Origin of the sequence: Rhodococcus sp. BP22, assembly GCF_014281965.1 — a bacterium.
Taxonomy (GTDB): domain Bacteria; phylum Actinomycetota; class Actinomycetes; order Mycobacteriales; family Mycobacteriaceae; genus Rhodococcoides.
Genome location: NZ_JACFTB010000010.1, coordinates 100,743 through 118,934, shown reverse-complemented (window position 1 = coordinate 118,934; position 18,192 = coordinate 100,743). Strand labels below are relative to the sequence as shown.

The following is an 18,192-nucleotide window of genomic DNA, read 5'->3' as shown; positions in this document are numbered from 1 at the left end:
GATGCGTGGACGCCGAATACGCCGGACAGCCCAGGTCCGGACGCTTCACTGTCCCAGCCTTGCGATCGACGACCGCGAAGGATGCACACGTGAAAAACTGTTCGACTCATATTCGGCAAATCGTCGTCGTTGTGCCGGTTCACAACGAGGAGGATCTGTTGCAGCAGGCACTGTCCTCCCTCGCCCGCTCCCGCGCATCCGTCGAAGATGTGGAAGTACGCACCATCGTGGTTCTCGACGCGTGCTCCGACAACTCCGCGACGATCGCTGCGGAATGGGCAGCACGTACCGACGGGAGCTCGGTGATATCGGTCGACTTCCGCAATGTCGGGTCCTCTCGCGCGGCAGGCTTTCGAGCGGCCGAAGGACACTCCGAGCTGAGCGGCGCGAATCTGCGCGAAACCTGGTACGCGACGACCGACGCCGACAGTGCGGTCCGTCCCGACTGGTTGGCCTCGCACCTACGGCATGCGAAGCTCGGTGCCCAGGCCGTCGCGGGCACGGTGCGCGTCGATCTCGACTCCGCCATCTGCGGCCTCGAACGCACTTACCGATCCGGGTACCGCAATCATGTCGGGCACCGCCACGTGCACGGGGCGAATCTTGCTCTCCGCGCGGACGTCTATCGGGCCGTCGGTGGGTTCGGATCGTTGCCGACCGGAGAAGATGTGGATCTGATTCGTCGGGTGGAGAGCAGATCGATCCCGGTGCTGTACGCATGTGACTCCCCGGTGTCGACGTCGAATCGGCGGGACGGCCGTGCACCCGATGGATTCGCCGGGCACCTGCGCACCCTCGAAGCGGCGTTGACGCAATGACAACCGACATAGCCTCACGCCTGCGGAAATGGGTTGTCGAGGAGTCCGCTGACCTGCCGCTGCCCGGCGCAGGCAACACCGATGCGAGGTGGCAAGCCCTGGCGATGCTGAGCAGAGAGAACACCGTGCTCGGACGCCTCGCCGAGGGGCACGCAGATGCCCTCGCCATCCTTGCCGAACTCGACGGCCCGACGCCGCGACGCGGGCAGATCTGGGGCGTCTGGGCAGCCGAGCCGCCCACCCCGGTACTCCAGGCTGTTCATGGCCAGGATGGTTGGAAGCTCACCGGGGTGAAGCCGTGGTGCTCGGGTGCGCACATCTGTACCGATGCTCTGGTGACGGCGAAGGTCGGTGACCGATCGCAGATGTTCGCGGTGGATCTGACGCAGGACTTGTGCGCCCCGATCCCACATACATGGCATGCAGTCGGAATGGCAGGAAGCGACTCGGGATCCGTGCGGTTCGACGGGGCTTCGGCGAAACCAGTCGGTGAAGCAGGCGCCTACATCGAACGTCCGGGTTTCTGGCACGGTGCCATCGGCGTCGCATCGTGCTGGTTCGGTAGTGCTTGTGCGGTGGCCGACACCCTGCATGCGGCCGCTCGCTCCGGCGGTGATGCTCACAAGAACGCGCATCTGGGCGCGGTCGCGGCGGCACTGGGTGCCGCCTCGAGTGCGTTGACGACCGCTGCTGCCGAAATAGATTCAGACCCAATGGATTCCGATGGACAGGGCCGAATTCGCGCCCGGGTAGTACGGGCCATCGTCGAGAGCGCCGCCAGCGAATGCATCGATCGAGTCGGCAGAGCGCTGGGGGCGGGCCCCCTGTGCGCCGACGCGGCACACGCCCAGCGTGTCGCGGATCTGAGCGTGTATCTGCGGCAGAGCCACGCCGAGCGCGATCTGGCAGCATTGGGTGAAGACATTGCGAAGGAGGACTATCCGTGGTGAGCGGCCGAGAAGACATCACCCACTCGTTCGACACAGACTCCGACTCGGGAACTCCCGAGTCGGAGTGGCGAGCATGGGATCGCACCTTCCCCCCACTCGATCTCACGCGGTGCAGCAAGTTGATCGTCGTCGCACCGCACCCCGACGACGAGGTGCTCGGTGTCGGCGGGCTGATGTCCATGGCTGCCGCCGCCGGAATCGAAGTGACGGTAATTGCCGTCACCGATGGTGGCGCCTCACATCCCGGTTCGCCGACGCTCTCGCCCGCCGACCTCATGTGCGAGCGTCCCCGCGAGTCGGAGCGAGCCGTGGCACGACTGGGGGTGCGCATCGCTCCGACGCGTCTGGGGTTCGAGGACGGCGCTGTTGCCGAGCACGAGGACGAACTCGCGCACATTTTGACCGATTCGATGCACGGCGGCCCAGGAACCTGGTGCCTGACGGCATGGCGCGGAGACGGCCATCCCGACCACGAGGCCACCGCCCGCGCCTGCATCACTGCAGCGTCGCGCACCGGTATCGCGATCCTCGAATACCCGATCTGGATGTGGCACTGGGCCTGCCCTGATCATCCCGACGTACCGTGGAGCCGGGCATTCGAGGTCGATCTCGACGCCAACGCGCGAGAAGCCAAAGAGGCTGCAGTACAGGAGTTTCAGACGCAAATTACGCCATTGTCGGAGCATCCGGCCGACCGAGCGGTGTTACCTCCCTTTGCACTCGAACGCCTGCTACGGCCTCGTGAGGTGATCTTCGGATGACACTGAACGGCGACTACTTCGATGCCGTTTACGCAGAGGGCACGGACCCATTCAGGTTGCGCGCCAACTGGTACGAGGAGAGAAAGTACTCGATCACCGTCGCCTCCCTCCCCCGGGCGCAGTACCGTCGCGGCCTCGAACCCGGTTGCTCGGTCGGGGTTCTGACCGAGAAACTGAGCGCGCGGTGCGAGACACTTATCTCGACCGACATCGTCGATTCGGTGCTGAATACTGCCCGCGCCGCCGTCGATGATGCGACAGTAAACTTCGTGAAATGGTCATTGACCGACGACTGGAGTGCTGTGGCCGGTGAGGAGCCGTTCGACTTGATCGTGCTCAGCGAGGTGGGGTACTACCTCGACGAGCCCGACCTTCGGCGGGCAGTCGATTCTGCCGCTGCGCATCTCGAACCAGGTGGCACACTTCTCGCAGTGCACTGGCGCCACCACGTGACGGACTACCCTCTGACGGGAGATCGCGTTCACACGGTGATCGGCGAGAACGCCGAGCTCGAACGGCTAGGGGGATACATGGACGAGGACTTCGTGTTGGACGTCTTCACCACTTCACGCGGCGACGCGAAGCAGTCGGTCGCACGACGTGAGGGCCTGGTATGAACGGAGACACCTCGACCAGGAGTTTCGACGGCGGCGGCCTCGAATCGATCCTCGGGCCGGGCAGCCTTCACATAGACTTCGTCCCACTCGTCGACCTGTTGACTTCCGAGGTCATCGGACACGAAGCCATCGTCAGTGGCCCCGAAGGCTCCGCATTCGGAGATCCGGCTGCACTCGCCTCTGCCGCCCGGGCGATGAATATGACGGTCGATCTGGACCTGGTTCGATGGGAAGGCGCTGTCGGTCGGATCGCAGACTCCGATTCCTTGAAAGCCGTTCCACTGTTCATCGCCATCGACCCCGACTCGCTTGCGCACCTCCCCGACCGTGCCCAGGCAGGTTCGGGCACCGCGGTCCTACAACTCGACGAGACCTCACTCATCCGCCGGCCGGCACAGCTCCTACGCGCCGTCGCAGACGTTCGACGCCTCGGCTGGGCCATCGCCGTCGATCACGTCGGCGTCCGACCGGAGTCCCTGGCCCTGCTGCCCCTCCTCGAACCCGATGTGGTCAAGCTGGACCGCTCCCTGATCACCCGGAAACCGAGTCTGTTCACCGCCCGCGTCGTCAATGCTGTCGCCGCGTACACCGAACGAACCGGCGCCATCGTCATGGCCGAGGGCATCGACAACGAGGAAGCGGTACACATCGCACTCGCACTGGGTGCACGCGTCGGGCAGGGCAGCTATTTCACCGAACAGAATCGGTCACCGGTAGAGCCGTCGAAAAAGCTGTCTCCGTTGAACTTTCGCACCTCACCGGAACGCGGATCGATGCCACGGTCCTCGCCGTATCAACTTGCCGCAGCGGGTCGAGACAGCAAGCCGTCGACCAAACGTTTGCTCGTCGAGATGAGCAAGGGGCTCGAATCCATTGCGAGCCAATCCCTGCAGACCGCAGTGATCCTCGGCTCGTTCGAGAAGCGTGAACACTTCACCTCGATCACCGCACGTCGGTGGGAGGTGATGGCAACTCAGGCAGCATTGGTCGGCGCGCTCGCCCTCGGTATGGGCCCCGAACCTGCACCGAAGGTGCGCGGGGCCGATCTGGAGCAAGGCGATCCGGTATGCGAGGAGTGGGTCGTGGTGGTTCTGTCACCGCATTTCTCGGCGGTTCTAGCCGCAAAAGATTTCGGCGACACCGGCGCGGACATGGAACGCAGGTTTTCCTACGTACTCAGTCACGACCCGCAACTGACCGTCGACTGTGCGCGCAGCCTGCTTTCACGCCTACCCGTGGAACGAACCGGGCTCTAGCAACTAAGCCTTGGCGTTCGTCTCGGCATCGGCAACCACACGGTTGGCGATATCGGCAAGCTTCGTGTTCGTCTCCTGCGACAGTTTCGACAGCAACGCGAACGCCTCTTGCGCGCTCAGCTTGTACCTCTCCATGAGCATGCCTTTCGCCTGCCCGATGATGTCGCGGCTGGTCAAGGCGGCACGAATCTGCTGTTCCTCACGGGCAGTGGAAAATGCTATTGCTGCGTGCGCGGCGAACAAAGAACCGATCGACTCCGCGTCCACACCGAACGCATGCACCCGCGACGAGTGGAGGTTGAGCGCCCCGAAGTTGTACCCCTCCACGTAGAGCTGAAAACAGATCATGGATTTGACACCGAGCGCGGAAGCCGCGTCGGCGAAACGCGGCCATCGAGTATCGGCATCCATATCGTCGATCCGAATAGTGCGCTGTTCGATGGCCGACTCCAGGCATGGGCCTTCGCCCAACTGCTCCTGAAGGGAGTCACACGCGGCCGCGACGTCACCGGACAAGGCTGCGCTGTACACGAACTTGCCCTGCAGCACCGTGGTGATGCTGGCGTATTCGGCAGCGGGCACGTTCACCACTGCGGATTCGGTGATCGCAGCGAGGGTCTTGTCCGGATCGTTGTGCTGCCGACGCAAATCCCGCGCTACCGCGGCCAGTCGATGGCTCAGATCCAAATCGAACGGCATCCGCGTCGGTAACTCTGTACCGAGAACCTGCTCACTGATGGGAATCACCTCCGCGAACACCGATCGACTTTCGACCGGCCAAAAATAGAATCTTAGCGCCCATCCCACCGCGTGTTACCAGCGATGAGCTGATTCGGCGAACTGTAAACGCAGCCCGAGCGGTCCCATAACCCGCACTTATTCGACGCGGTTGCCTTGCTCGTCCCAATGTTCGGCAACTTTCTTCGACGGCTGCACCCGTGGCGGTTCACCGGGCATCTTGGGGTAGTCGGGCGGAAAATTGAGCTCACCACCCGGCAGGGTCTCCCACAGCTCCAGAAGAGGCTCGAGCGAGTACGCCTCGGAATCCATGTCCTCCCACGGGTCACCGTCCTCCAGGTGTCCGAGGACGGTCGTGATGTTGTAATCGCGAGGATCGGTGACAGCGGCCAGCTGCGACCACGTCAAAGGCGTACTCACCGGCGCTCCCGGCCGCGCCCGAGGACTCCACGCGCTCGCGATGGTCCGGTCTCGATTGTTCTGGTTGTAGTCGAGGAAGATTCGCTCGCCGCGTTCCTCTTTCCACCACTTGGTCGTCACACCCTCGTCACGCCGTTCCAGCTCGCGTCCGAGCCCTATAGCCGCATGCCGCACCTGCTCGAACGTGTACTCCGGTCGAATGCGGACGTAGATATGGATCCCCCGGCTACCACTCGTCTTGGGGTACCCACGAAGGCCGAGCTCTGCCAACAACTCGCGGGTCACCTCCGCCACCCGCTGTGCATCGGCGAAGCTCGTACCAGGTTGCAGATCCAAGTCGAGCCGAAGCTCGTCGGGGTGGTCCAGGTCCGGCTTTCGAACCGGCCACGGATGGAATGTCAGAGTACCCATCTGCGCGGCCCACACCAGCGCAGCGGATTCACTCGGACACAGTTCGTCTGCCGTACGGCCGCTCGGGAACGTGACCTTCACTGTCTCGATCCATTCGGGCGCGCCTTTGGGTAGCCGCTTCTGATAGAAGCCGTCACCCTCCTTGTCCTGCGGCCCGAGCGCAAGCCGCATGCCCTCACGAAAGCCGTCGGGCCACCGTTCCATGGCAATCGGCCGTGCGCCGACAGCCCGTAGAAGCGGCTCACCGACCGCAGCGAAGTACTCGCAGAGAGCCAACTTGGTGATCGCCGGAGTCCGGTCGGTTGCCTCGTAGATGACGCGGTCAGGGCTCGACACACGCACTTCACGTCCGCCCGCGTCCACGAACGCCGGCGGCGTCTTAGCGGCCATCTCAGTTACCCCCTGCGATGACATCGGCCACGTCGTACCGCACCGGGACCTCCAACTGCTCGTACGTGCACGACATGGGGTCACGGTCCGGTCGCCACCGAAGGAATCTCGCCGCATGCCGAAGCCGCTCACCCTCCATCTGGTCGTAGGCAACTTCGACGACGCGTTCTATTCGAAGCGGCACCCAGCTCCGATCCTTGTTCGACGTCCATCTGTTCGCCTGGGCGTCGGAGACGACATCCTCTCCTACGCGCAGCGGCGCGAGCTCGTCGAGCAATTCCACCCGTCGCTTGTCGGTGAACGCCGACGCACCGCCGATCATCCGAAGCTGGTCGCCGTCGTACAGACCGAGCAGTAGAGAACCAATTCCCTTACCCGACTTGTGAACTCGGTATCCGATGAGAGCGCAGTCTGCCGTGCGCGCGTGCTTGACCTTGATCATCTCTCGTTTGTTCGGCAGATACAGGCCGTCGAGCTTCTTGGCGACGACACCGTCGAGGCCTGCACCCTCGAATCGTTCGAACCAATCCTCGGCGGTGGCCGCATCGTCGGTGGCACTGGTGACCTGGCATCGAGTGCCACCCACGACGGACTCGAGAAGGTGTGCGCGACGGCTGCGAAACGGCTCGCCCGTCATATCCGTCGAGCCGAGCGCCAAAAGGTCGAAGCCCACGAACATCGACGGCGTCTTGTCCGCCAGCATCTTCACTCGACTCTCGGCCGGGTGAATTCTCTCCGACAGCGCATCCCAGTCGAGTCGCGTCCGACCGTCGATCTCACGTGGCACCACGATCTCGCCGTCGACGACAATCCGATCGGGCAGTTCACGGCGCACTGCGTCGACCAACTCGGGGAAATATCTCGCAAGATTCTTGCCACCGCGGGAGCCGAGTACGACCTCGTCCCCGTCGCGGAAGACGATGGAGCGGAAGCCGTCCCACTTCGGCTCGTACGACCATTCGGCGTCCCCATCGGCAGGCTGCTGGGGTACTGCCTTGGCCGCCTTGGCGAGCATCGGCTGGAGAGGCCACGCGAGAGGTAGGTCCACCTGGTCGATCTTGCCTCATACCACCGACAACCACGTGGAAAAAGATCGGCAGAGTGTCCCTTCGCCGGGTCGTCGGATACTTTTACCGGACCGCGTTCGATGTTCACTCCAAAGAATTCAGGATCTTAGAAAATGACCACCTCATGCCGTCCACTTCGTGGCGTCGCCCGCCGTTTCTTCGCGGTGTCGGCCGCCTTGGCGTGTGCAACGTTCATCGTTGCGAGCTGTAGCTCCGAAATCACTCCTCGGGCGATTCCGGCCGCCGACGCCGGTCCGAATCCCACGACAACAACGACATCGAGGCCCCCTCCCGCTCAGGAAAACATCGACATCGACATCGACGTAGAGATCGGCGAGTGCGTCGAACTCGGTGGCACAGTCGACGATGCCGACATCGACAACGCGGAATGCGGCAGCCCCTCGTCCAACTACAAGGTGATCGCGAAAGCGGTTTCCGGGGACGAGTGCATCAGCGACGCCGACCAGTACTACTACGAAACCTTACGAGGCGTCGAGCAAGGAGCACTGTGCCTCGATGTCGACTGGGTGATCGGTGGATGCATGGAGGTCTCCGGTGACGACCCCGTGCGAGCCGACTGCGCGACGCCCGGCACAGAAACGGTCCGAGTCGTCGAAATCATGAACGGCACTACCGAGGTGAACGACTGCGCGGATCCGGCCACCAGTGGCTACGCCTACGACGAGCGCAACTTCATCGTCTGCGTCGAGGATCTGTAGCTCGAATTGCACGTGTCTCGAGCAGCGATCAGTGCCAGACTTCGCACGTGAGCGCTGAAGCGTCGGTTCCACTGGCGTCCTCGCGGGGACGTTGGATCGTCGCCGCCACCGTCCTCGGTTCCTCACTGGCGATGCTCGACGGCACCGTCGTCAACGTCGCCCTGCCGGACATCGCTCGAGATCTCGATTCCGGTGTCTCCGGGCTGCAATGGACGATCAGTGGATACACGCTGACTCTCGCGTCGCTCATTCTGTTGGGCGGCGCACTGGGCGATCGGCTCGGCCGTCGAAAGGTGTTCATCTGGGGCACCGTCTGGTTCGCGCTCGCGTCGATCCTGTGCGGACTCGCCCCGAACATCGAGGTGCTCATCGCTGCCCGGCTCGTCCAGGGAGTCGGCGCCGCGCTACTGACTCCGGGCAGTCTTGCTCTCATCTCGGCCTCGATTCACCCCGACGATCGCGGCGCCGCAATCGGTCTGTGGTCCGGGCTCGGCGGCGTCGCATCGGCGGTCGGCCCGCTGCTCGGTGGGTGGCTCGTCGAAATTGCCGGGTGGCGTTCGGTGTTCATGCTCAACATTCCGCTGGCCATCGTCGTCGTATGGGTCGCGCGCAAGCACGTGCCGGAGAGCAGCGACCCGAATGCACACGGTCGGCTCGACCTCCCCGGCGCCGCAGTCGTCGCGCTCGCGCTCGGCCTACTCACCTTCGGGTTCATCGAATCGCTGTGGATCTTCGTCGGCCTCGGCGTCGTGGCACTCGCAGTCTTCGTCGTCATCGAGCTGCGAACCAAGAACCCACTGGTTCCGCCGTCACTGTTCGCTTCCAGACTCTTTCTCGCGGCCAACCTCGTCACGTTGGCGGTCTACGCGGCGCTGGGTGGAGTGTTCTTCCTGCTGATACTTCAATTACAACTGGCGTTGAACTACTCGCCGATCGCAGCCGGTGTCGCCACACTGCCGATCACCATTCTCATGCTGACCCTCTCTTCTCGCACCGGCCGCATGGCCCAGCGCATCGGTCCGCGGATGCCGATGACGATCGGGCCGCTCGTCGCAGCGGTCGGCCTGCTACTGATGCTGCGCATCGAACCGGGCTCGACCTATCTCCTTCAAGTCTTCCCCGCCGTCCTGGTGTTCGGTCTCGGACTGTCGTTGCTCGTCGCACCACTGACCGGCGCTGTACTCGGCGCTGTCTCCTCAGATCGGGCCGGTACCGCCTCCGGCGTCAACAATGCCCTCGCGCGAACCAGCCAACTGTTGGCCGTCGCCGCACTGCCCGGGCTCGCCGGTATCTCGGGCGTGGACTACGACAACCCCGCCGTATTCTCCGCCGGTTTTCACACGGCAATGATCATCTGCGCCGGCCTGCTCGTCCTCGGGGCGATCGTCGCGGCGGCGATGATCAGGGGCGAGCATCGCGCCGATCCCGAATCCGTCGACTGCCTCCCGCACTGCGACGTGTCGTCCCCGGCGGTGACTCCCCGACAGCAGGTTCGAGGAGAGGTTTAAACTTGCCCTCGGATACAGCCCTATCCAAGAACAGGTCAGGAGTGTCATGACGACCCCGCAGGACTTCTCGGACAAGCAATCACCGGACAAACAGCCACCGGACGTCAAGCCCCGTAGCCGAGACGTCACGGACGGTTTGGAGAAGACCGCTGCGCGCGGGATGCTTCGAGCCGTCGGGATGGGTGACAAGGACTGGGGTAAATCTCAGATCGGCGTCGCATCGTCGTGGAACGAGATCACCCCGTGCAACCTCTCGCTCGAGCGCCTCGCCAAAGCCGTGAAGGTCGGCGTCCACGCCGCCGGCGGCTTTCCGCTCGAATTCGGCACCATCTCGGTGTCCGACGGCATCTCCATGGGGCATGAAGGCATGCACTTCTCGCTGGTATCCCGCGAGGTGATCGCCGACAGCGTCGAGACCGTCGTCAGCGCGGAACGACTCGATGGATCGGTACTTCTCGCCGGTTGCGACAAATCACTGCCCGGCATGCTGATGGCGGCCGCAAGACTGAACCTTGCCAGCGTCTTCCTCTACGCCGGTTCCACGCTGCCCGGCTTCGCAACGCTGTCCGACGGCAGCGAGCACCAGGTCACCATCATCGACGCGTTCGAAGCCGTCGGTGCCTGCTCACGCGGACTGATGTCGCGCGCCGACGTCGACACCATCGAACGCGCAATCTGCCCCGGCGAAGGTGCCTGCGGCGGCATGTACACCGCCAACACGATGGCCAGTGCCGCAGAAGCCATGGGCATGTCCCTGCCGGGCAGCGCATCCCCGCCCGCGCCGGACCGTCGACGCGACGGATTCGCCCACGCAAGTGGTGAAGCCGTCGTCGAACTCCTTCGCCGCGGAATCACCTCACGCGACATCATGACCAAGGAAGCATTCGAGAACGCGATCGCTGTCGTCATGGCCTTCGGCGGATCGACCAACGCAGTGCTGCACCTCCTGGCCATCGCCCACGAAGCAGAAGTCGAACTAACCCTCGACGACTTCGTCCGAGTCGGCGCCAAAGTTCCACACCTCGCCGACGTCAAGCCGTTCGGCAAGCACGTCATGACCGACGTCGACGCCATCGGTGGCGTACCAGTGGTCATGAAAGCGCTGCTCGACGCGGGGCTCATGCACGGCGACTGCCTCACGGTCACCGGAAAGACCGTGGCGGAGAACCTCGCTCACATCGCGCCCCCGGACCCCGACGGTAAGGTGCTGCGCGCACTCGACAAGCCCATCCATCCGACCGGCGGCATCACCATCCTCAAGGGCTCCCTCGCTCCCGGGGGCGCCGTCGTCAAATCCGCCGGATTCGATTCCGACGTATTCACCGGAACTGCAAGGGTTTTCGAACGTGAACGCGCCGCAATGGACGCACTCGAAGACGGCACCATCGCCGCAGGTGACGTCGTCGTCATCCGCTACGAAGGCCCCAAGGGCGGCCCAGGTATGCGCGAAATGCTCGCCATCACCGGCGCCATCAAGGGCGCAGGCCTCGGCAAAGACGTCCTGCTGCTCACCGACGGCCGCTTCTCCGGAGGCACCACAGGCCTCTGCGTCGGCCACGTCGCACCCGAAGCCGTCGACGGTGGCCCAGTGGCCCTCGTACGCGACGGCGACCAGATCCGCCTCGACGTCGGAAAAGGCACACTGGACCTGCTCGTAGACGAAGAAGAACTCGAAAAGCGCAAGGAGGGTTGGGCGCCGCTACCTCCGCGGTACACGCGCGGTGTGCTCGCGAAGTACGCCAAACTCGTCGGCTCGGCATCCCAGGGTGCCGTGCTGATCTAGCTTGTCGCGCCGGCCGGCGGGTTCGTCGGCCGGCGGTGCGGCGGTCGGTTGCGGCGGCCCACCCGATCGCGGCCGCCCGACCGCTTGAATGGCCACCTCGAGCTAACCAATCGTATGAATGTGCCATTGAAGCGATCGGGGTGGCGGGTCAGCGGGGGAAGCCGACAAACACGAGTGGGCCATCGCAACAGTCGAGACTGTCGCGATGGCCCACTCGGGCTTAAAGGGTGCGTCAGGGAATCGGGCTGAACCCGGTTCCTACTGCATTTCCTGCGTTGATGTGACGAAGAATCGCATCGATGTTGGTGCCGACCTCAGGTCCGAAGCAGGCGACACCAAGGTAGGCGTTGACCATTCCGACCAGCGTTGTACCGACGACGACCGGGCTTCCGGAATCACCCTCGACGACGCACAGCTGCGACCAGGTCTCCTGGGACTGCAGAACGTCTCCGTACGCAATACCGCAAGTGTTGCCGGTGGTACGGCCTTCTTTGCACACGATGTTGGGGAACGACGTCGGTGGGCCGACTCTGGTGATGGTGACGTTGCCGATGCGGTTGACCGGAACGACCCTCGCGCGATCGAACTCGATGACGGCGTAGTCGTATTCCGGGTTGGAGAATGCGATGTGTCCTACGACTCCGGCGTCGGTGTTGGCCTCGGCCTCGATTGTTGCGCCCGCGCCACCGCAGTGACCAGCGGTAATACCGACCAGGCGACCTGCTGCGTCGTTACCGATCGTGGTGAGCGTGCACTCGGCACTGTTGCCCACGATGATTCCGGAGCCCCCTCCCAGAACCGCCGGAGCTGCAGCAGATGCGGTCCCTACCCCGATACTGGCTGCAACGGCGGTGGCCGCGACGACAACCAGCATGAACTTCTTCAACAATGTATTCCCTCTCCAGCGGTGTCCGCAGACACTAGCAATAAGAAGCACATATGGACGAGTGCGTGGGGAAATTTGTTCTCACTCCGTATCCTTCTGCTCCAGCGCGGCGAGCGTGGATCGTGCCGCCTCGAGCTGCAGGCTCAGTTCCGCCACGCGTTGTGCTGCTTCCTCGCGCGCATGCGAAATAACGGCCTCGACGGCCTCGCGTACCGAGTCGTCGCCGAGTTCGCGGACGGCACGCGAGACCGACTCCGGCGAAACCGGCTGCGCCTTGCCCGGGCGACGCGCGCCGTGCGTGACCGTCACCGACCAGTCGTTGTCCGGGCCTGCATGGATGGTGACGCTGACGCTGTCGGGGCCCTTCTTGCCCTTGCGCGCTGCAGGTGGCTTCGGAGCCGCGGCGGGTCGCGGCGGCACCGGTGTCGTCGCCGGCTTCACAGCAGCAGCCTTGACCGGTTTGGGCGGCGCGACAGGTTCGGTCCACTCGGCTATCTCGACCTTCGCCGGGGCAGGCTTGGTGGCCGCCGGTGTCGCGTTGGTGACCCCTGACGCCGGGTTGCGCGTCATCCGCAGTTCCTCGGCCTCGAACGGAAGCTCGTCATTTACGCCCTTCGGCGAGATGGTGACGGTGTTGCCGTCGACGGACACGACCTTGGCAGAGGTGCCTTCGGGGAGTCCGAGGCTCGGCGTTGCCTCGATCAGGTAAACCGTGGCGCGCCGCCCCGCGGCGACTGCGGCAGCGAGACTCTCCAGGTCTTCGGGCGTGAGTACGTCGGTCTTCGGCGATCGTCTACGCGGTGGCATCCAAGCAGCCTCTCTCGAAAGTGTTTGCGAATACTGTCCCACAAACTCGGGCAGTACTGCACTGAGCCGGGAAGTCGTCGGCAATTCTTGCGCACTGCTCGGGTTCGAGTTGAGTCGGAGTAGGGGTCGCGAGATCGGAAACCCCCTGATCGACCAGCGCTTCCGCGTAGCCTGACCTTCGTACCTGTAACGAGGTGCGGAACAGGAGTTTTACGGTGGACCACGTCGAATCGCGGATACAGAAGTCACACGACGTACAGCAGGTCTACCTCTTGGACGCTGCCTCGACACTCGAGGTGCAAGCGTTGAATCAGTGGATCGATGCGACGACTCAGGAAGGCGCCCAACGTACACCGTCGGTCGTACTGTCGGGAGAAGCATCGCACCAAGTCGCGGACACCGTCCGCGGCATCACCGAAGACCCGCTTCTAGTGCCGCTGAGAGTGACGCTGACGGAAAAGAAACGTAGAGGAATCCTCTACCGGATATTCGCACCGCGCGGAAACTCCATGCCCACCAAGGCGTGGCAGCGATGGGTCACAGCTGACGACCCCGATCATTCGGCCGTCCTGGTGGGTGAACCCGCCACGCTCAGCGAGCTGCAGGCGAGGTTCGATCGGGTAGGCGGAACCTCGCTGTCCTCCTTCATTCGCAGGCAGGCCAGCCTCACGCTGGATCGCGCCGAACGCGACGTGATCGGTTCCGAGTACAAGATCCCGCGCTTCGTCGTCGAGGACATGACCGAGCAGAAGAAGTTCCACGACGGGATGAAAGAACTCGCCGACAGGGTCGGCGAAAACCTTACCGACGTCGAGCGGCGTGTCCACGGAATTCTGGACGAAATGGTTGCCACCGAGACACGGCGTGCGGTGGAGATGTGGGGGACGCTCGGCGCGTACTTCTCGCGGGCATATCGCGTGGACGTCGATCGAACGAAGTTGCAGAAAGTCCGCGAGCTCAACAAGAACTATCCTCTGGTCTTCCTCCCGAACCATCGTTCCTATCTCGATCCTCTTGTCCTCCGACCCGCGCTGCTCGCCGAGGGACTCCCGCTCAATCACGTGATGGGCGGAATCAACGTCGGATTCTGGCCGCTGGGCCCGATCGCCAAACGTAGTGGCGTAGTGCTCATCCAACGTAAGTTCTCCGACGAAATCTACAAGTGGACGCTGCGTCAGTACATGAGCTTTCTGCTGAGCAAGCGATTCAACCTGGAGTGGTACATCGAAGGCGGACGAAGCCGGACGGGCAAATTGCGGCCGCCGCGGTTCGGGTTGCTCACCTACCTCGTCGACGCACTCGAGAACAGCGACGCCGAGGATGTATATCTGGTTCCGACCTCGATTACCTACGACCGCTTGCACGAGGTCGGTGCCATGGCCGCGGAATCGCATGGAGCGAAGAAGCAGGCCGAAGGAATCCGAATGATGCTCGGATATATTCGCGCGCAGGGCAAACTACGCGGAAACGTGTACCTGACGTTCGGCGAGCCGATCTCTGTCCGATCCATCGTCGATGCCAGCGAGGACAAGCGCGTCGCGGTCCAGCGGATCGCCATCAACGTCGCACACGCAATCAACAATTCGACGCCGGTCACCCCGGCGGCACTGGTGACGATGGCTCTGCTCGGAATCGAAGACCGGGCTTTGAACGTGCACGAGATGTGGGCCATTATCGCCCCCCTCGCGTCGTACATCCACCGACGCGGGTTGCCCACGGCAGGAAACGTCGATATCAGTGACGTCGATGTGGTGCGTGCAGCTGTCGTCGCGCAGGTCGCGGCGGGTGTCGTCAGAAGATTCGACGACGGCCCCGAGCCGGTGTTCTACCTTGCCCAGGACAAGCATCTGGTCGCAGCGTTCTTCCGCAACAACGCAATTCACTACTTCGTCATGCGCGCAATCGGCGAGCTCGTCACCTTGCCGGATCAGGGGCAGACGACGCCGTCGACGCCGGAGTCCATGTGGGCGTCCGCACTCGCACTGAGAGACCTGCTGAAATTCGAATTCTTCTTCGGTGACAAGAAAGAGTTCGGTGAGCGCCTCGAGACCGAAGTCGACCTCATCGATCCGAACTGGCGGGCCAACCTATCCGACCCCGATTACGCAGTGCAACAACTCCAATCACAGGACTTGCACCTCGCGCACCGCGTTCTGCAGCCGATCATGGAGGCGTATCAGGTCGTTGCCGATCAGTTGATGCTGCTGCCGGTGGATGCGGAGTTCGACAAAACTGTCTTCGTCGCCCAATGCTTGGGTGCTGCTCAGACACGTCGACTACGACAGCAACTCGACCACAGTGAGTCCATTTCCGGTGAATTGTTCGACACCGCTCTGCAATTGGCCGAGAACCGCAACCTCATCGATCCCCTTGGGGAAAATGTCGCCCAGTGCCGACGCGACTTCGCCCGGGAGATCAACGAATGGGCACGTAAATCCAGGCTGATTCGCGACATGGCTCGTCGACAGCTGAACAAGGTCGACCCGATCAATTCGCCGGATGGCTCACCGTGCAATGACACACCGAACTGCGAAGAGGCCAGCGATAAAACGGGCGGCGACGAGCTGGGAGATGAGGCCTGATGACTTCGCTGGCCGATCAGTTGACAGCTATCGCCAAGGCGCCTGCGGGGCCGGGCACTGCAGCGTTCTTCGATCTCGACGGCACCTTGATCAACGGCTTCTCTGCGAAAGCAGTGTTTCTGGAACGACTGAAGACGCTCGATGTGACAGTGCGCGAACTATGGGAAATCTCTAGTGCAGTCGTCGAAATGCGAATGCGGAACTCCCCCGTCGACAATTTGATGGGCAAGGCTGTCAAGGGCCTGGAAGGTCGACGCGAAGAAGACCTGATGACGCAGGCATACACGTTGTTCCGCAACGAGATTGCACCGATGATCTACCCGCAGGCTCGCATTCTCGTCGAAGCGCACCGGCATGCAGGCCATCGGCTGATCATCGCGACGTCGGCAACTCCGTACCAGGCGATCCCGGTACGAGAAGACATGATGTTCGACGAGTTGTTGTGCACGACGCCCGTCGTGACCGACGGGGTTCTGACCGGTGAACTAGTCGGCAATTCGTTGTGGGGACCGAGAAAAGCCAAAGCTGTCACCGACTACGCCGAGCGCGAGAACCTCGACCTCGCCGAGTGCTTCGTCTACTCGAACGGCGGCGAGGACGTCCCGATGTTGCTCGAGGCCGGACATCCGGTCGCATTGAATCCTGACGCCGAGCTCGACCGTTACGCAAAGAAGGCGGGGTGGCCGATATTGCACCTCGAAAGCCCTAGACGTGGAACCGATCTCACTTCGGCAGTTCGCAGTACCGCTGCGATGGGGGCAGTGATCGCCAGCGCCGGCATCGGCATCGGGCTCGGCATCCTCACTCGCAGTCGGCGGACCGGTGCCAACATCACCTCCACCGTCGCACCGGACATCGCCTTGACGCTCGCCGGCATCAAGCTCGACGTCACCGGCACCGAGAACGCCTGGTCGGCGCGGCCGGCAGTGTTCATGTTCAATCATCAAAGCGCGGCCGATTCACTGATCGTCACCTCGATTCTGCGCCGGGACATCACCGCTGTCGCCAAGCGTGAACTCGAGCGCGATCCCAGGTTTGCCCTGCTCGGAATGATTTTCGACGTCGCCTACATCGATCGAGGCGATCCGTCCAAGGCGCGTGAAGCGCTGCTCCCCGCCATCGAGAAATTGCATTCGGGTATCTCGGTCGCGATCGCACCCGAAGGCACTCGAATGCCCACCTCCAGGTTGGGACGCTTCAAGAAGGGCGGCTTTCATCTGGCGATGCAGGCCAAGGTCCCCATCGTTCCCATCGTCATCCACAATGCCGGCGACGTGATGTGGAAGAAGGACTTCACGGCGCATTCCGGTACCGTCAAGGTGACCGTCGGCGAACCGATTCCGACCATAGACTGGGAACCGGACAAGCTCGACTCCTACATCGACGAGGTTCGATCGTATTTCGACAGAACGCTGGGATATGACTGAAAATCAGATCAGTTCGCTTGTACAGACCGAGATCGAGAAGACTCTTCTCGGTGGCGAGCGGAAGTACACGCGATCCGATATCGCCGAAAAGTCGGGCCTTCCGCTCGAGCGGGTAGTGCAGTTGTGGATCGCGATGGGTTTTCCCGTCCACACCGACCCCTCCGCGGTCGTGTACACCGATGCCGATCTCGATGCGTTGCACCTGATCACGAGCCTCACCGAACAGAAAGTGATCAAGCCGGAGATGGAGGTCGCCATCGCGCGCACTCTCGGGCAGTCGATGTCCAGGCTCGCCGAATGGCAAGTGGCCGTGGTCAATTCCCATATTCTCGACCAAATCACCTCTCATTCCGACAGCGAGGACCCCGCCGATCTGGACGTGATCCGACGCGACGCGAGATCCATTGCAGCGCAAACGGTTCCCACCCTCGAAGCGCTGCAGTCCTATACCTGGCGTCGACACCTGGCTGCCACTGCAGGCCGGTCCGTCACCGGCCCGACCGAGGAAACCGCCGGCCGCATCCTCGCCGTCGGATTTGCGGACATGGTGGGCTACACCAGCCTGACCCGTCGCCTCGGTATCGACGAATTGACGACGCTGCTCGAGGAGTTCGAGTCCATCGCAACGGACATCGTTGCCCGTGGCCGCGGATCCGTCATCAAGAATGTCGGCGACGAGGTCATGTTCAGTGCGCAGAGCGCCGAGGATGCGGCACACATCGCACTCGATCTGCGGCACGCGTTCGACGCTCGCGAGGACATGCCGGAACTCCGTATCGGTTTGGCGTGGGGATCGGTGCTCGCCCGGTACGGCGACCTGTACGGCTCCGTCGTCAACATAGCTGCCAGACTGACCAGTTCGGCACGTCCGGGAACCATTCTGGTGGACACCGCGATGACCGAGATGCTCGACGGTGACTCGGAGTTCCGCCTCAAAGCCATCAGATCCCTGCGGGTGCGCGGTTTCCACAAGCTCAAGCCGCACGCACTGCGCAGAAGCACGGACGATCAGCCGAAGGAACGGTAGCCGTCGACGGACCGATACCCTGGGG

Annotated in this window: 16 protein-coding genes; 11 read left to right on the top strand and 5 right to left on the bottom strand. The window is 63.0% G+C overall.

What is annotated here, in order from left to right; genetic code table 11:
- The first annotated feature begins 89 nt into the window (after positions 1–89).
- Genes H2510_RS19665 through H2510_RS19645 form a run of 5 tightly spaced genes read left to right on the top strand, consistent with a single transcriptional unit; the run spans position 90 to position 4,402 of the window.
- Positions 90–818, top strand: a complete 729-nt coding sequence (locus H2510_RS19665; protein WP_315901449.1) for a glycosyltransferase — start codon at positions 90–92, stop codon at positions 816–818.
- Entirely contained in the window at positions 815–1,768 is a 954-nt protein-coding gene (locus H2510_RS19660; protein WP_186629969.1) for an acyl-CoA dehydrogenase family protein, read from the top strand. The genes H2510_RS19665 and H2510_RS19660 overlap by 4 nt, the downstream gene beginning before the upstream one ends.
- Positions 1,765–2,529 carry a PIG-L deacetylase family protein gene (locus tag H2510_RS19655; RefSeq protein ID WP_315901448.1) on the top strand — a complete coding sequence of 255 codons (765 nt, stop codon included), beginning with the start codon at positions 1,765–1,767 and terminating at the stop codon, positions 2,527–2,529. Before H2510_RS19660 ends, H2510_RS19655 begins: the two co-directional genes overlap by 4 nt.
- Positions 2,526–3,146: an SAM-dependent methyltransferase gene (locus H2510_RS19650; RefSeq protein WP_186629968.1), complete on the top strand. Its 621-nt coding sequence runs from the start codon at positions 2,526–2,528 to the stop codon at positions 3,144–3,146. The genes H2510_RS19655 and H2510_RS19650 overlap by 4 nt, the downstream gene beginning before the upstream one ends.
- Positions 3,143–4,402 (top strand): EAL domain-containing protein, encoded by a 1,260-nt coding sequence (locus tag H2510_RS19645; RefSeq protein ID WP_186629967.1) that lies wholly within the window; start codon positions 3,143–3,145, stop codon positions 4,400–4,402. Before H2510_RS19650 ends, H2510_RS19645 begins: the two co-directional genes overlap by 4 nt.
- Before the next feature lie 3 nt (positions 4,403–4,405).
- On the opposite strand, the gene H2510_RS19640 is transcribed toward H2510_RS19645, so the two are convergent.
- The 3 genes from H2510_RS19640 to H2510_RS19630 form a co-directional block, all read right to left on the bottom strand.
- Positions 4,406–5,101 (bottom strand): GAF and ANTAR domain-containing protein, encoded by a 696-nt coding sequence (locus H2510_RS19640; protein WP_084345058.1) that lies wholly within the window; start codon positions 5,099–5,101, stop codon positions 4,406–4,408.
- A gap of 177 nt (positions 5,102–5,278) precedes the next feature.
- Positions 5,279–6,361 (bottom strand): DNA polymerase domain-containing protein, encoded by a 1,083-nt coding sequence (locus H2510_RS19635; protein WP_186629966.1) that lies wholly within the window; start codon positions 6,359–6,361, stop codon positions 5,279–5,281.
- Position 6,362: 1 nt separating this feature from the next.
- Entirely contained in the window at positions 6,363–7,409 is a 1,047-nt protein-coding gene (locus H2510_RS19630; RefSeq protein WP_186629965.1) for an ATP-dependent DNA ligase, read from the bottom strand.
- A 132-nt stretch (positions 7,410–7,541) separates the two neighbouring features.
- On the opposite strand from H2510_RS19630, the gene H2510_RS19625 reads away from it, so the two are divergent.
- Genes H2510_RS19625 through ilvD form a run of 3 tightly spaced genes read left to right on the top strand, consistent with a single transcriptional unit; the run spans position 7,542 to position 11,438 of the window.
- Complete coding sequence (locus tag H2510_RS19625) at positions 7,542–8,147, top strand: hypothetical protein (RefSeq protein WP_186629964.1); 606 nt, start codon at positions 7,542–7,544, stop codon at positions 8,145–8,147.
- Positions 8,148–8,194: 47 nt separating this feature from the next.
- A complete protein-coding gene (locus H2510_RS19620; protein WP_186629963.1) occupies positions 8,195–9,655 on the top strand; it encodes an MFS transporter in 1,461 nt (486 codons plus the stop codon).
- A gap of 46 nt (positions 9,656–9,701) precedes the next feature.
- Complete coding sequence (gene ilvD, locus H2510_RS19615) at positions 9,702–11,438, top strand: dihydroxy-acid dehydratase (RefSeq protein ID WP_186629962.1); 1,737 nt, start codon at positions 9,702–9,704, stop codon at positions 11,436–11,438.
- Positions 11,439–11,670: 232 nt separating this feature from the next.
- Here ilvD and H2510_RS19610 read toward each other — a convergent pair whose 3' ends face one another.
- A complete protein-coding gene (locus H2510_RS19610) occupies positions 11,671–12,327 on the bottom strand; it encodes a serine protease (protein ID WP_186629961.1) in 657 nt (218 codons plus the stop codon).
- Between the two features lie 78 nt (positions 12,328–12,405).
- On the bottom strand, positions 12,406–13,131 hold the full coding sequence (locus H2510_RS19605) for a DUF6319 family protein (RefSeq protein WP_186629960.1): 726 nt from the start codon (positions 13,129–13,131) through the stop codon (positions 12,406–12,408).
- Positions 13,132–13,346: 215 nt separating this feature from the next.
- Between H2510_RS19605 and H2510_RS19600 the strand changes: the two genes are divergently transcribed.
- The 3 genes from H2510_RS19600 to H2510_RS19590 are packed head-to-tail and all read left to right on the top strand — an operon-like array spanning position 13,347 to position 18,167.
- Positions 13,347–15,713: a glycerol-3-phosphate 1-O-acyltransferase gene (locus tag H2510_RS19600; protein ID WP_186629959.1), complete on the top strand. Its 2,367-nt coding sequence runs from the start codon at positions 13,347–13,349 to the stop codon at positions 15,711–15,713.
- Positions 15,713–17,140, top strand: coding sequence for an HAD-IB family hydrolase (locus H2510_RS19595; RefSeq protein ID WP_186629958.1), 1,428 nt, complete (start codon positions 15,713–15,715; stop codon positions 17,138–17,140). Before H2510_RS19600 ends, H2510_RS19595 begins: the two co-directional genes overlap by 1 nt.
- Complete coding sequence (locus H2510_RS19590) at positions 17,133–18,167, top strand: adenylate/guanylate cyclase domain-containing protein (RefSeq protein WP_186629957.1); 1,035 nt, start codon at positions 17,133–17,135, stop codon at positions 18,165–18,167. The genes H2510_RS19595 and H2510_RS19590 overlap by 8 nt, the downstream gene beginning before the upstream one ends.
- Positions 18,168–18,192 lie beyond the last annotated feature (25 nt).